This window comes from Bordetella ansorpii, from assembly GCF_900078705.1.
Classification (GTDB): Bacteria; Pseudomonadota; Gammaproteobacteria; order Burkholderiales; family Burkholderiaceae_B; genus Bordetella; species Bordetella ansorpii_A.
This window is the reverse complement of sequence record NZ_FKIF01000006.1, coordinates 551,922-564,943: the sequence shown is the minus strand read 5'-3', so window position 1 is coordinate 564,943 and position 13,022 is coordinate 551,922. Positions and strand designations below refer to the sequence as shown.

At 64.2% G+C, this 13,022-nt stretch carries 13 protein-coding genes; 9 read left to right on the top strand and 4 right to left on the bottom strand.

All coding sequences use genetic code 11. The features are described 5' to 3' along the window. Positions 1-51 precede the first annotated feature (51 nt). The 4 genes from A6745_RS12925 to A6745_RS27870 all read left to right on the top strand — a co-directional run bounded on the left by A6745_RS12925 (position 52) and on the right by A6745_RS27870 (position 3,000). The gene (locus A6745_RS12925) at positions 52-558 is read left to right on the top strand and encodes a phosphatidylglycerophosphatase A family protein (protein ID WP_066128827.1); all 507 of its coding nucleotides are present in this window, start codon (positions 52-54) and stop codon (positions 556-558) included. Beyond that, positions 555-1,103, top strand: coding sequence for a CinA family protein (locus A6745_RS12920; RefSeq protein WP_066127657.1), 549 nt, complete (start codon positions 555-557; stop codon positions 1,101-1,103). The genes A6745_RS12925 and A6745_RS12920 overlap by 4 nt, the downstream gene beginning before the upstream one ends. A 113-nt stretch (positions 1,104-1,216) precedes the next feature. Beyond that, positions 1,217-2,413 (top strand): AAA family ATPase, encoded by a 1,197-nt coding sequence (locus tag A6745_RS12915; RefSeq protein ID WP_066127655.1) that lies wholly within the window; start codon positions 1,217-1,219, stop codon positions 2,411-2,413. Between the two features lie 2 nt (positions 2,414-2,415). After that, positions 2,416-3,000, top strand: a complete 585-nt coding sequence (locus A6745_RS27870; RefSeq protein ID WP_082853042.1) for a DUF4276 family protein — start codon at positions 2,416-2,418, stop codon at positions 2,998-3,000. A gap of 26 nt (positions 3,001-3,026) precedes the next feature. Here A6745_RS27870 and pyrF read toward each other — a convergent pair whose 3' ends face one another. The 3 genes from pyrF to A6745_RS12900 form a co-directional block, all read right to left on the bottom strand. Then, positions 3,027-3,845, bottom strand: coding sequence for an orotidine-5'-phosphate decarboxylase (gene pyrF, locus A6745_RS12910; protein WP_066127650.1), 819 nt, complete (start codon positions 3,843-3,845; stop codon positions 3,027-3,029). Positions 3,846-3,852: 7 nt separating this feature from the next. Then, positions 3,853-5,172, bottom strand: a complete 1,320-nt coding sequence (locus tag A6745_RS12905; protein ID WP_066127647.1) for an NAD(P)/FAD-dependent oxidoreductase — start codon at positions 5,170-5,172, stop codon at positions 3,853-3,855. Between the two features lie 88 nt (positions 5,173-5,260). Then, positions 5,261-5,659, bottom strand: coding sequence for a diacylglycerol kinase (locus A6745_RS12900; protein WP_066127644.1), 399 nt, complete (start codon positions 5,657-5,659; stop codon positions 5,261-5,263). Positions 5,660-6,048: 389 nt separating this feature from the next. Between A6745_RS12900 and A6745_RS12895 the strand changes: the two genes are divergently transcribed. Continuing rightward, a complete protein-coding gene (locus A6745_RS12895; protein ID WP_066127641.1) occupies positions 6,049-6,915 on the top strand; it encodes a fumarylacetoacetate hydrolase family protein in 867 nt (288 codons plus the stop codon). Positions 6,916-6,964: 49 nt separating this feature from the next. After that, on the top strand, positions 6,965-8,488 hold the full coding sequence (locus A6745_RS12890; RefSeq protein WP_066127638.1) for a mannitol dehydrogenase family protein: 1,524 nt from the start codon (positions 6,965-6,967) through the stop codon (positions 8,486-8,488). A gap of 98 nt (positions 8,489-8,586) precedes the next feature. Here A6745_RS12890 and A6745_RS12885 read toward each other — a convergent pair whose 3' ends face one another. Beyond that, positions 8,587-9,519 carry a YihY/virulence factor BrkB family protein gene (locus A6745_RS12885; protein ID WP_066127636.1) on the bottom strand — a complete coding sequence of 311 codons (933 nt, stop codon included), beginning with the start codon at positions 9,517-9,519 and terminating at the stop codon, positions 8,587-8,589. Between the two features lie 239 nt (positions 9,520-9,758). Between A6745_RS12885 and gdhA the strand changes: the two genes are divergently transcribed. The 3 genes from gdhA (at position 9,759) to A6745_RS12870 (ending at position 12,903) form a co-directional block, all read left to right on the top strand. Further along, positions 9,759-11,102: an NADP-specific glutamate dehydrogenase gene (gene gdhA, locus A6745_RS12880; RefSeq protein ID WP_066127634.1), complete on the top strand. Its 1,344-nt coding sequence runs from the start codon at positions 9,759-9,761 to the stop codon at positions 11,100-11,102. Positions 11,103-11,310: 208 nt separating this feature from the next. Beyond that, entirely contained in the window at positions 11,311-11,568 is a 258-nt protein-coding gene (locus tag A6745_RS12875; protein WP_066127632.1) for a helix-turn-helix domain-containing protein, read from the top strand. Between the two features lie 3 nt (positions 11,569-11,571). Further along, positions 11,572-12,903 carry a type II toxin-antitoxin system HipA family toxin gene (locus A6745_RS12870; protein ID WP_066127630.1) on the top strand — a complete coding sequence of 444 codons (1,332 nt, stop codon included), beginning with the start codon at positions 11,572-11,574 and terminating at the stop codon, positions 12,901-12,903. Positions 12,904-13,022 lie beyond the last annotated feature (119 nt).

Here is a 13,022-nt window from a genome sequence, read left to right as displayed (position 1 = left end):
CCAAAGGCGCCGCGCCTCATGACCGATCCCATTCACGACCCAGACCGTTCCATGCGCGCACGCACCCGCGTGGCGTTTCCCAGCTGGCGCTGGGCGCGGTCCGATCCGGGCCGGCTGATGGTGTTCGGTTTCGGCAGCGGCCTGCTGCGGCCGGGTTCGGGCACCTGGGGCACCTTGCTGGCCTGGCCCATCTGGGCGCTGGCGGCGCCGATGGTGCCCGATCTGGCCCTGGGCATATTCCTTGCTATCGCCTTCGCGTACGGCTGCTGGGCGTGCACGCGCGTGGGGCGCGAACTGGGGGTCGACGATCACGTCGGCATGGTCTGGGACGAGATGGTCGCGTTCTGGCTGGTGCTGTGGCTGACGCCCCAGACGCTGGCCGCCCAGGCGTTGGCCTTCGTGCTGTTCCGCTTCTTCGATACCGTCAAGCCGCCGCCGATCCGCTATTTCGATCAGCACATGAAGGGCGGCTTCGGCGTGATGTGGGACGACATCGTCGCGGCAGCCTACACTTTGCTGGTCTTGGCGATTGCCGTACGCACAGGAGTCATGGGATGAACGCGCAGGAAGTGCAACATGGGTTGAGCTTGGCCCCGGCTTTGCTGACCGAAGCCACGATACGCGGCCTGGCCGAGATGGTGGGCCAGGCGCTGATGGAAAAAGAATGGATGATGGGCACGGCCGAGTCATGCACCGGCGGCCTGCTGGCCGGCGCGATCACGTCGGTGCCCGGCTCCAGCCAGTGGTTCGAGCGCGGCTACGTCACCTACAGCAATACCGCCAAGACGAGCGATCTGGGCGTGTCGCCCGACACCCTCGATCATCATGGCGCCGTCAGCGAGCCCACGGCCCAGGAAATGGCCAATGGCGTGTTGCTGGCAACGCCCGATGCCTACGTCGCGGTGTCCACGACCGGCATCGCCGGACCGGATGGCGGTACGCCGGGCAAGCCCGTGGGAATGGTGTGCTTCGGCTTCGCTACGCGCGCGGGAGACGGTATCGCCACGCGCTCGGCCACGCATGTGTTCTCGGGCGACCGCACGCAGGTGCGGCAGGGCGCCGTCGAATTCGCGCTGCGCACCCTGCTGGAAATGCTTGCTTAGCCGTGGCATCGGTTGAGGGCGCATATTATGTTTTGTCTCGGCACAGTTTAAAAATAATATGGCCGCTCGGAGCTTTGGCTCGCGTCATGGAGTGCGCCGTTTAGGAACCGACCATGCAGATAGAATCTATTGTCATCAAGAACTATAGGCTGTTTCGTAACACCAAGCTCGAAGGAATTCCTCGGTTGTGTGTTCTTGTGGGCGCTAATGGAACGGGAAAATCGACATTGTTCGATGTATTCTCTTTCCTGAAAGATGCCTTGTCCATGAATGTCAGTCGTGCTCTGGCCAAGCGCGGTGGTTATCGCGAAGTTGCCAGTCGCGGCTTCACCAACGAACCCATCGAGATTACGCTGCAGTTTCGGCTGGAAATAGCGGGAAGTCAGCGGCTTGTGACTTATGTCCTGAAAATTTCCAAAGACAAACAAGGAAAGCCGCAGGTAGAACGTGAGGTGCTACGTTACAAACGCGGCGCTTATGGTGCCCCGTTCCGGTTTCTCGACTTCTCTTGCGGGAAAGGGTACGCGATCACGAATGAAGAGGACTTCTCCAGGCAAGATGAGGAACTCACTCGCGAAGAGCAGGAATTGGACTCGCCGGATATTCTTGCCATCAAGGGATTAGGGCAATTCGAGCGTTTCAAGGCGGCGAGCGCTTTCAGGTTAATGATCGAAAATTGGCATATATCGGATTTTCATGTTTCCGACGCTCGTCCTAGCCAGGAGGAGGGACTTGCAGAGCATCTCTCCACGCGTGGAGATAATTTGCCGCTAGTGGCGAATTATTTATTCGAGCATTATCCTGAAGAATTCGATCATGTGCTTGCTGCCATGCAAAGGCGTGTCCCGGGCGTGTCTGTGGTGGAGTCCAAGCAAACTGAAGATGGACGACTGGTTTTGCGGTTTCAGGACGGTAATTTTACTGATCCGTTCATTGCTCGGCACGTGTCAGATGGAACCATCAAGATGTTCGCTTATCTTGTGCTACTCAACGATCCGAAGCCCTATCCGTTGCTCGCCGTGGAAGAGCCGGAAAACCAGCTATATCCGGAGTTATTGCCGGAGTTGGCGGAGGAGTTTCGTGGCTACGCGGAGCGCGGTGGGCAGGTCTTTATCTCAACGCATTCCCCCGACTTTCTCAATGCGTTGACTCTGGACGAGATTTATTGCCTTAAGAAAGAAGGCGGCTTCACGTCCATTTCCCGAGCTAGTGACTCGGAGAATCTGCGAGGTCTGTTCGAGGCCGGGGATTTGCCGGGTTACTTATGGAAGCAAGGGTTGTTCGAGGGGCTCAATAAGGATGTGAGCTGACGATGGCGGGCCGGATCATTTTTTTGCTTGAAGAGCCGTCGATGCGTACGTTGCTCGATGCGTGGTTGCCGCGCTTGTTTCCTGGCTGGGTCGATGGCGTGCATTTTCAGTGCATTCCTCACGAGGGAAAGACAGATTTGGATCGCAGTATTTCACGCAAGTTGGCGGCTTGGCGCATCCCGGGAGATCGCTTTGTTGTGGTACGTGATAACGATGCCGCGGACTGCATGAAGCTTAAAGCGAATCTTCGCGAACGCTGTGAGCAGAGCGGTCGGAAGGACACGCTCATTCGGCTGGTTTGCCAAGAACTGGAGAGCTGGTATCTGGGCGACTTGGCGGCACTTGCACGAGCATTCGATGTACCCAAGATCGACTCGCCCGCGAATCGTAAGCGGTATGCTGAGCCGGATAGTTGGCAAAAGCCCTCATTGGAGGTCAAGCGTCTGGCGCCAGCTTTTCAGAAGTCGAGTGGTGCACGTGCTATGGCTTTGCATTTGAATCCTGGCGCGAATCGTTCGCATAGCTTGCGTGTCTTCGAGTCAGGGGTGCGGCGAATGGCTGAAGAGATGGAGATCGAGCCCAGGTGATGGCCTCGATCTTCATCTAGCGGCTTTCAACGCACCGCGTTGATCTCGTCGCGCAGGCCGCGCGCGGCGGCCGCCGCGGCTTCGCGCCAATCGTCGCCGCCGCTGGCATACAGGATGGCGCGCGACGAGTTGATCATCATGCCCGCGCCCGCCTTGTTGGCGCCCGCGCGCACGGTGGCCGTGACGTCGCCGCCCTGCGCACCGATGCCGGGCACCAGCAGGGGCACGGCGTCGCCGATGCGCGCGCGCACCGCCGCCAGTTCATTCGGGAAGGTGGCGCCCACCACCAGGCCGCATTGGCCGGCGCTGTTCCACTTGTCGGCCACCAGGCCGGCCACGTGCAGGTACAGCGGCTGGCCATCTTCCATCTTCAGGAATTGCAGGTCCGATCCGCCGGGATTGGAGGTGCGGCACAGCACGATCACGCCGCGGTCGCTCCAGGCCAGGTAGGGCTCGATCGAGTCCAGGCCCATGTAGGGGCTGACCGTCAGCGCGTCGGCGTTGTAGCGCTCGAAGGCTTCGCGCGCGTAGTTCTCGGCGGTGGAGCCGATGTCGCCGCGCTTGGCGTCCATCACGATCGGGCGATCGGGATGGTTGTCGCGGATGTGGCGGCACAGCGCTTCGAGCTGGTCTTCGGCGCGGTGCGCGGCGAAGTAGGCGATCTGCGGCTTGAAGCTGCAGGCGAATTCGGCCGTGGCATCGACGATGGCGCGGCAGAACTGGAAGATCGCGTCGGGCTGGCCCTGCAATTCGCGGGGAAAGCGTTGCGGGTCGGGATCCAGGCCCACTTGCAGCAGCGAGCCGCTGGTGGTCCAGGCGTTTTCGAGTCGGTTCAGGAAGGTCATGGCGTGGTCAGTGCAGTTTGACCCGGGGGCGGGTGCGCCGCATCAAGAGGCGCGCCAGGGCCAGAGAGGCGGTACGCGAGATGCCCAGCACCGCGCGGTGGTGCATCAGGTGCAGGCTCATGTACATCAGGCGCGCCAGTGTACCGCTTACGAACAGGCCCCGTCCGGCCAGCTTGCCCATCAGGCTGCCCACGCCGGCATCCTGGCCCAGCGAGACCAGCGAGCCGTGATCCTTGTAGTGATAGGGCTCGGTGGGTTCGGGATTGTTGCGCAGTCGCGCAGTGATCTTCCTGGCCAGGTAGTCGGCCTGCTGGTGCGCGGCCTGCGCGCGCGCCGGCACGTTGCGGCCCTCCGTCCAGGGCACCGCGCTGCAATCGCCCAGCGCCAGGATGTGCGGATCGGGGCTTTCCAGGCGCTCGTTCAACTGCAACTGGCCCATCTTGTTCAGCGGCAGATCGAGCGTGCCCATGACGGCCGGGCCCTTGATGCCGGCGGCCCACATGCACAGGTTGGCGGCGAACTCGCGGCCATCCGCGGTGCGCACGGAATGCTCGGTGACTTCGGAGACCCGGCAGCCGATTTCCACGCGCACGCCCAGTTCGATCAGGCGCGCATGCGCCGCGCGCGAGATCTTCTCGGGCAGGGCCGACAGGATGCGCGGCGCGCCTTCGACCAGCGTGATCGCCAGGTCGCGGTCGGCGCGGAAATTGGGCAGGCCATAGGCGCTGACGACGTGGCCGGCCTCGATCAGTTCGACGGCCAGCTCGACGCCGGTGGCGCCGCCGCCCACGATGACCAGGTCCAGGCGGGCGGCGGGATCGCGCACCTTGGCCTGGTCGACCTGGACCATGGCCTTCAGCATGGTCAGGCGGAACTGCTCGGCGCCTTCGGTGGTGTCCAGCGTGACGGCGTGTTCGGCCGCGCCGGGCGCGCCGAAGAAGTGCGAGATGCTGCCGACGGCCATCACCAGCGTGCCGTAGAGCATTTCTCGTTCGGGCAGCACGGTCTGGCCGCCGCCGTCGTTCACGGCGCCGATGCGAATGGCCCGGCGCTCGCGGTCCACTTCCAGCAATTCGCCCTGGGCGAAGGCAAAGCCGCACAGATGCGCCAGCATCAGGTAGGACAGGCCTTCCTGGTGGATGTCGAGCGTGCCCGCGGCCGCCTCGTGCAACGACGGCTTCCAGATATGGAAGGGCCGGCTGTCGACCAGGGTGATGCGGTCACGGCCGTGGATGCGGCCCAGTTGGGCGGCCAGTTCCAGGCCGCCCGCCCCGCCGCCGACGATGACGATACGCCGGGAGGGCTCGGATGTAGAGATGTGCGCCATGGCCCGAGTATAGAGTCGGGCTTCGTGCCCGGATAGATGACCGCTTGCCGCACCCAGGGGCGTATTTCCACCCTCGGGACGGCGCTGGCTACATCAGGAACCGGCTGACGGCCACGGCGACCCACACCGCCACGGTGAAGAACAGCATCAGCATGACGGCGGCGCTGCCCAGGTCCTTGGCGCGGCCCAGCAGCGGGTGCGTCTCGACCGACAGGGCGTCGGCCAACGCCTCGACGGCGGAATTCAACAGTTCGACCACCAGCACCAGGATGACGGCGGCGATCAGGATGAAGACTTCGTCGGTGGTGCGGCCCAGGAAGAAGGCGGCGGGCACCAGCAGGATGGCCAGGACCAGTTCCTGGCGGAACGCCGCCTCGTATTTGATCGCGGCCTTCAGGCCTTGGAATGAGTAGCGCAGCGCATTGATGATGCGGCGCAGGCCGCCTGTGCTTTTATAGGGCGATTGCGGCGGAAGGTTGGGCGACATGACGCTCCGGTGGGAAAAGATTGCGACCGAGCCCGGTTTTTACCAGATATGTATGTAACCCGGATGGCCGTAGGGTCAATAAGACGCGTCAGGCTAACCCTGGGTGTGGTGTGTGCGCTACTCGAAGGATAAATGTGACCATGCGGATGATCCTAGGCTGCACGATATCAAGCGAGCGCCACTCGCGAACAAGCAAGCACCGGCCAGCATGTCTACGATCCGTCGGCAAGGCTAACCGACGAAGCCAGGCAGGGCTTCCATCAGTCGATCCTGCACCGATAGCAGCCGCGTCCCGCCGTGTCCGTGTATCTTTGAGGCGGACGGCGGCCCCGTTTTCCCGGCAGGCCGCCGGATGCGACGATTTCCTCCCCATCAAAGGAACAGCCACCATGAAACTGCTGCGCCATGGCGCCAAGGGCGCGGAGAAGCCCGCCCTGATCGACGCCCAGGGCCGCGTGCGCGACCTGTCGGAAGTGCTGACCGACATCACCGGCCAGACCCTGGAGCCGCAGGCCCTGCAGCGCCTGCGCGATCTGGATGCCTCGAAGCTGCCGCTGGTGCCGCAGCCCGGCCGTCTGGCGCCGCCCTGGGCCGGCATGGGCAAGTTCATCTGCATCGGCCTGAACTACGCCGATCACGCCGCCGAGGCCAATCTGCCGCTGCCGGCCGAACCCATCCTCTTCATGAAACCCACGTCTTGCGTGGTGGGCAGCAACGATCCCGTCGTGCTGCCGAAAGATTCGGCCAAGAGCGACTGGGAGGTGGAACTGGGCGTGGTCATCGGCACGAAGGCGCGCTACGTGTCCGAAGACGACGCGCTGTCGTACGTGGCGGGCTACTGCGTGGTCAACGACGTGTCCGAGCGCGAATACCAGATCGAGCGCGGCGGCACCTGGGACAAGGGCAAGGGCTGCGACACTTTCGGTCCCGTGGGGCCGTGGCTGGTGACGGCCGACGAGGTGCCGGATCCGCAGGCCCTGGACCTGTGGCTGGACGTGAACGGCCAGCGTTTCCAGGCGGGCAACACGCGCACAATGGTGTTCGGCGTGGCGCAGTTGGTCAGCTACGTCAGCCGCTTCATGACCCTGTATCCGGGCGACCTGATCAGCACGGGCACGCCGCCGGGCGTGGGCATGGGATGCAAGCCGCAGCCGGTGTACCTGAAGCCGGGCGACGAGATGCACCTGTCGGTGGCGGGCCTGGGCGAGCAGCGGCAACGCGTGCATGCCTGGAATCCCGACCTGATCGACCATTGATGCTCGGCAGGACGAGCGCCCCGGGAAACCGGGCAGGGGAGGAGCGCCGATGAGACGCCTGCATCCGGCCTTGCTGGCCGGGCTGCCCGCCGATGTGCAGCGGCCGGGCTACGACCGCAAGGCCTTGCAGGCCGGCATCGTGCAGTTGGGCATCGGCGATGCGCCGCGCGCGTGGCTGGCCGCCGTGACCGACGCGGCCATCGAGGCCAGCGGCGACCTGCGCTGGGGCATCGTCGGTGTGTCGCTGTCGTCGAACCCTGCCCATGGGCATGAGGCCCTGGCGCGGCAGAACGGCGTCTACACCCTGGCGTTGCGCGATACCGGGCCGAACGGCCTGGTGCGCGAACGCCTGCGTGTGATCGGCGCCGTGTTGCGCGTGCTGGATGCACGGCGGAATCCCCAGGCGGTGCTCGATCAGATCGCGCACGAAGACACCCGTGTGATCAGCGTGACTTTGCGGGATGACGATACGGCGGGGCACGGGGGCGGCGAGGCGGCCGGCGATGACGATCCGGCCTGCGCGCTTGCGCCGCGCGGCGCCATCGGCCTGCTGGTGCACGGCCTGAAGCAACGCCGGGGCCAGGGCGGCACGGCGGTGACCGTGCTGTCGTGCAACGACAGGCCCGCCAGCGGCCGCGCGCTTCGCAGCCTGGTGCTGGCTTGCGCTTCATGCGTGGACGAGGCGCTGGCGGCCTGGATCGACGGAAACTGCACCTTTCCCAACGGCATGGCGGATCGCATCGTGCTTGCCTCGGACGACGCTGACCGCGCGCGCATCTCCCAGGCTGTCGGGCTGCAGGACGGCTGCCCGGTGCAGGCCGAGCCCTATCTGGACTGGGTGATCGAAGACAGCTTCGTCGCCGGCCGCCCGCCTTGGGAGGCCGCCGCGGGCCCGCATGGCATGGTGCGCGTCGTGCCGGACAGCGCGCCGTTCGCGCGGCTGAAGCAGCGCATGGCCGATGGCCCCCGCGCGGCGCTGGCCTACCTGGGCGCCGTGTCCGGCATGGCGACCCTCAGCGGCACTTTCTCGCAGCCCCCGGTACGCGCCCTCATCGACGCGATGATGCGCGAGGAAATCGCCAGCACGCTGGACGACGTGCCGGGGGTGGATCTTGCGCAGTACCATGCGCGGCAATTGGAGCGTCTGTCCAATCTGGCGCTGTCGCAGGGTACGCATCGAAGCGCGGCCCATGGCTCATCGACCGTGCCGCCGTGCCTGCTGGCGCCCCTGCGCGAACGCGCGCGCGCCGGGCAGACCTATGATCGCCTGGCGCTGGCCGTGGCGGCATGGCTGCATTACCTGCGGGGACAGGACGAGTTGGGCCTGTCCTATCCGATATGCGACCCCCTGGCCGATGAACTCGCGCGCCGCCAGGGCGATGCGCAGCACGCGGCTGACGCGGCGGGCGACGATCCCGGCCAGGCAGCCTGGCGGGTCATGGACGCCATGGCATTGCACACCGACCTCTTCGGCGACCTGACGCACCAGCCGGACGTCGCTGGCGAACTCGCCCGGAAGCTGGCTCTGCTGCGGTGGGCGGGCGTGCGCGGCGCGGTGCTCGACGCGGCATGAACCCCGGCAACATCGGATGATGTCCTACACCTATGACGGGACAGGCCGTTCGTACCGGTTCCGCCACGCGCTGCCCGGTGAGCCACCGGCGCGCGCGCTCATGACGGCCCGTGTTCCATCACGGTGTCGTCCTTGTTGTCGCGCGGCGCCTTGGGATCGTTGCGCATGCTGCCGAACCGCAACGCGAACTGCCGGGTGAACACCGCGCCAAAGAAGAAGATCTGCGCCGAGTAATAGATCCACAGCAGCAGCGCGATCAGCGATCCCGCGGCGCCGTATGCCGACACCGCCGCGCCGCGCGCCAGATATACGCCGATGCCCCACTTGCCCACCAGGAACAGCGCGGCGGTCACGATGGCGCCGGGAATCACGTCCAGCCACGGGATGCGCGTGCTGGGCAACAGCTTGTACACCACCGCGAACAGCGCGGTGACGACGCAGAACGAAAACGCCTGCGAGAACCAATCCGCCAGGACGGCGAACGTGGACGCCGCCCACATGTTGCCGTAGAACTTTTCGGCCGCCGCCAATCCCGCATTCACGGCCAGCGACACCAGCAGGAACAGGCCCAGCACCAGCACCAGCCCGAACGACACCAGGCGGCTGCGCGCCATGGCCTTCAGTCCGCTTTTCTCTTTCACTTCCCACAGGTCGTCCAGGCTGGCTTTCAGCTCGGCAAACGCGGTCGTGGCGCTGAACACCAGCACCCCGATGGAGATCAGCGCCGCGATCCAGCCGCTGCCGGATTCGTGCGCGCTGGCCAGCACCGTCTGGATGACTTCCGCCCCGCGTTCGCCGATCAGGTCGCGCATCTGCGCCACCAGTTCCGAGCGCACCGCATCCTCGCCGAAGAAGGCGCCGGCCACGGCGATCACCAGGATCAGCATGGGCGCCAGCGAGAACACCATGTACAGCGACAGCGCCGCGCCCTTGCTGGATGCGCGATGAAGCGACCATTCGTTGGCGCAGTCCTTCATCAGGTTGCCGATCTCACGGGGGCGGGGAACGCGAAAACGTGACAGTACCTGCATGCTTCGTCCTGAGGGCGTGGCGACGTCTCCATTGTAGAAAACCGTGCCGGATGCCCAAGCCGCGAATGGCGAGGAAATGTAAGGCTTTGGCGCGTTTTCCTGAAGATCCGCCCGCCACCCAGCCACGGTTCTTTTGGGAAATTGCACCATCATCACGCATTAAATGCCCCAATAAAGAGCATTTAGGGTAAAAAATGGTGCGTTTTTTATTACAACCGCACCAGTTTGAGGAATAGATAGTGAAATACACGAGCGTCCAGCAGTTCCTGGAGGAAGTCGCCACTCGCAATCCGGGCCAGCCCGAGTTCCTGCAGGCCGTGACCGAAGTGATGGAAAGCCTGTGGCCTTTCATCGAGCGGCATCCCCGCTACGCGGCGCACAATCTGCTGGATCGCCTGGTGGAACCCGAACGCGTGGTGATGTTCCGCGTGTGCTGGACCGACGACCAGGGCCAGGTGCGGGTCAACCGCGGCTACCGCATCCAGCACAGCATGGCCATCGGCCCCTACAAGGGCGGCCTGCGCTTTCATCCCTCGGTGACGCTGTCCGTGCTGAAGTTCCTGGCCTTCGAGCAGACCTTCAAGAATGCGCTGACCACGCTGCCCCTGGGCGGCGGCAAGGGCGGCTCCGACTTCGACCCCAAGGGCAAGAGCGACGCCGAAGTCATGCGCTTCTGCCAGGCCTTCGTGTCCGAGCTCTATCGCCACGTCGGCGCCGACACCGACGTGCCGGCCGGCGACATCGGCGTGGGCGGCCGCGAAGTCGGCTTCATGGCCGGCATGTACAAGAAGCTTTCCAACCGCGCCGACTGCGTCTTCACGGGCAAGGGCCTGAGCTTCGGCGGCTCGCTGATCCGCCCCGAGGCCACCGGCTACGGCGCCGTCTACTTCGCCGGCGAAATGCTGAAGACGCGCGGCCTGTCGTTCGACGGCCTGCGCGTGTCGGTGTCCGGCTCGGGCAACGTAGCCCAGTACGCCATCGAGAAAGCCATGGCGCTGGGCGGCAAAGTGGTGACCGTCTCCGACTCGTCCGGCACCGTCGTCGACGAAGCGGGCTTCACGCCCGAGAAGCTGGCCATCCTGATGGACATCAAGAATGTGCAATATGGCCGCATCAGCGACTACGCCCGGCGGACGGGCACGCAGTTCCTGGCGGGCCAGCGTCCATGGCACGTGCCGGCCGACGTCGCGCTGCCGTGCGCCACGCAGAACGAACTGGATGCCGATGACGCCCAGTTGCTGATGCGCAATGGCGTGAAGTGCGTGGCCGAAGGCGCCAACATGCCTTGCACGCTGGACGCCGCGCACGCCTTCGAGGAAGCCCGCGTGCTGTATGCCCCGGGCAAGGCCAGCAACGCCGGCGGCGTGGCCACCTCGGGCCTGGAAATGAGCCAGAACTCGGTGCGCCTGCAATGGACGCGCGAAGAGGTCGACGGCCGCCTGCTGGAGATCATGCAGAGCATCCATGCCGCATGCGTGCGCCACGGCAAGCGCGAGGACGGCACGGTCAGCTATATCGACGGCGCCAACATCGCGGGCTTCGTGAAGGTGGCCGAGGCCATGCAGGCGCAGGGCGTGGTGTAGGCAACTGGCACGAGGGCAGGCCTTCAGTCGCTGACAGCCGCCAAGGGTCTGTACCAAGGAACTTGATGCCTGAGGGCTACAAAAAATCGATTTCCGGTATTTTGTACCTATCGGGCTACATTTTTCACAACTGTAGATTTTTATCCTTGTGTCCTGTGGGCTACCAAGGCTTATAATGAAGTCTATTTGATAGCCCAAGGGCTACAAAATGACGAACCTTGCTCAAGTCGCCGAGATGCTGAGGACGGCTCGCAAATCGGCGAAGTTGTCTCAGGAAGCCTTGGCAAGCCGAGCCGGCGTCGCACGCACCACGGTAGCTCGCATGGAGACGCTGGCGCGCGATGACATGAGCGTGTCGGCGCTCGTGCGCCTGCTCGAGGCTGCGGGATATGACCTCAAGGCGGTCAAGGCCGGGCACACCAGAACGCTGCACGACATCCTCGCCGAGCAGCGTGCGAAGGAATAGCGCATGAGGCTCGACGTTCACGTGCGGGGCCGCCAGGTTGCCCAACTGTACCGGGAGGCGGACGAGTACCTGCTCCAGTACCGGCCAGGCGTAGCCGCCGAGGATTTCGTCAGCCTGGCTATGCCCGTGCAGGATGAGCCCTGGCGCTGGCCACGCGACCTGCATCCTTTCTTCCGTCAGAATCTGCCCGAAGGTTATCTGCTGAACGTGATCCGCGAGACGTTCGGCCCGCTCATGGACGGTACGGATCTTTCCTTGTTGGCCATCGTCGGAGCGTCCGGCATCGGACGCGTGGCCGTGACCGTGGAGGGGGGCAGGCCTGGTGTGGAGCTCGATACGCTCAGCATCGATGAGTTGTTGACGACTGAACACAACACCAGGCAGTTCGGCGACCTGGTCCGGCAGTACGCCCGAAGCGGGATATCGGGCGTGGTGCCAAAGTTCATTGCCCCGGAGGGAAAGGATGAGCCACCGGGCAAGGCCACGCTGCGGACACCCAGGCACATCATCAAAGGATCCGACGAGCAGACGCCCTATCTCGGATTCAATGAGTTCTACAGCCTGCGCGTGCTCGAGCGTTTGAATGTCGTCCCCGTGGCAAGGGCGAGGATGTCGGACGATGGCCAGGTGCTGGTCGTTGACCGCTTCGACATCGATGCCGAGGGGCATCCTGTCTTCGGATTGGAAGATGGGTGCAGCCTGTTGGGGTTGCCTCCCCATGAGAAATATCTGCCGACGACCGAGCGCGTCTTGCACGCGACCGAAGTTTATGTGCCTTCGGAACTTCGCCGTGCCCAGAATGTGCACTTCGGATGGCAACTGCTGATCAACTACGTCGTGCGCAATGCGGACTGCCATTCGAAGAACATCGCGCTTTACTACACCTCGCTTGGCGATGTTGCCTATAGCCCCGTGTTCGATGTCGTGACGACGCAGGCCTATCCGCGTTACGCGAACAATGGGCCGGGGCTTGCCGTGGGCGGGCGCAAGACTTGGGCCCCAGGCAAATCGCTGCTGCAGTTTTTTGTCGGCAGCCTGGGAATTTCCAGCAAGGAATATGCCTCGATGGTCGAGCAACTGTGCGAATCCGCCGTCGAGGTCGGGCACGAGATCATCGCGGCGGCGAAGAACGAATCGCGTTGGACCTGGATTGCCACGCAGATGGTCCATGCATGGAACGATGGGATGTGTGCGTTGCGCAGCCCCAGGCACGACAAGCGATATAGGGGGTTGGACCAGACAATAGAAGCCTCGGGTCTCGGTCCTCCTGAGGCCGCGGAGAAACGAGGCGCGCTGGGGCGATCGGAGTTGCTGGCTATGGAAAAGGCCCCATGAACCTGATCTGCTCTGCGGTGATCGCTACATTGCGGTAGCCCTCCGTTTACGCAGCCAAAGAAAAACGCCTCGCGGCATATGGCCACGAGGCGTTTTTGAGGCACTGCACGCGCCGGCCA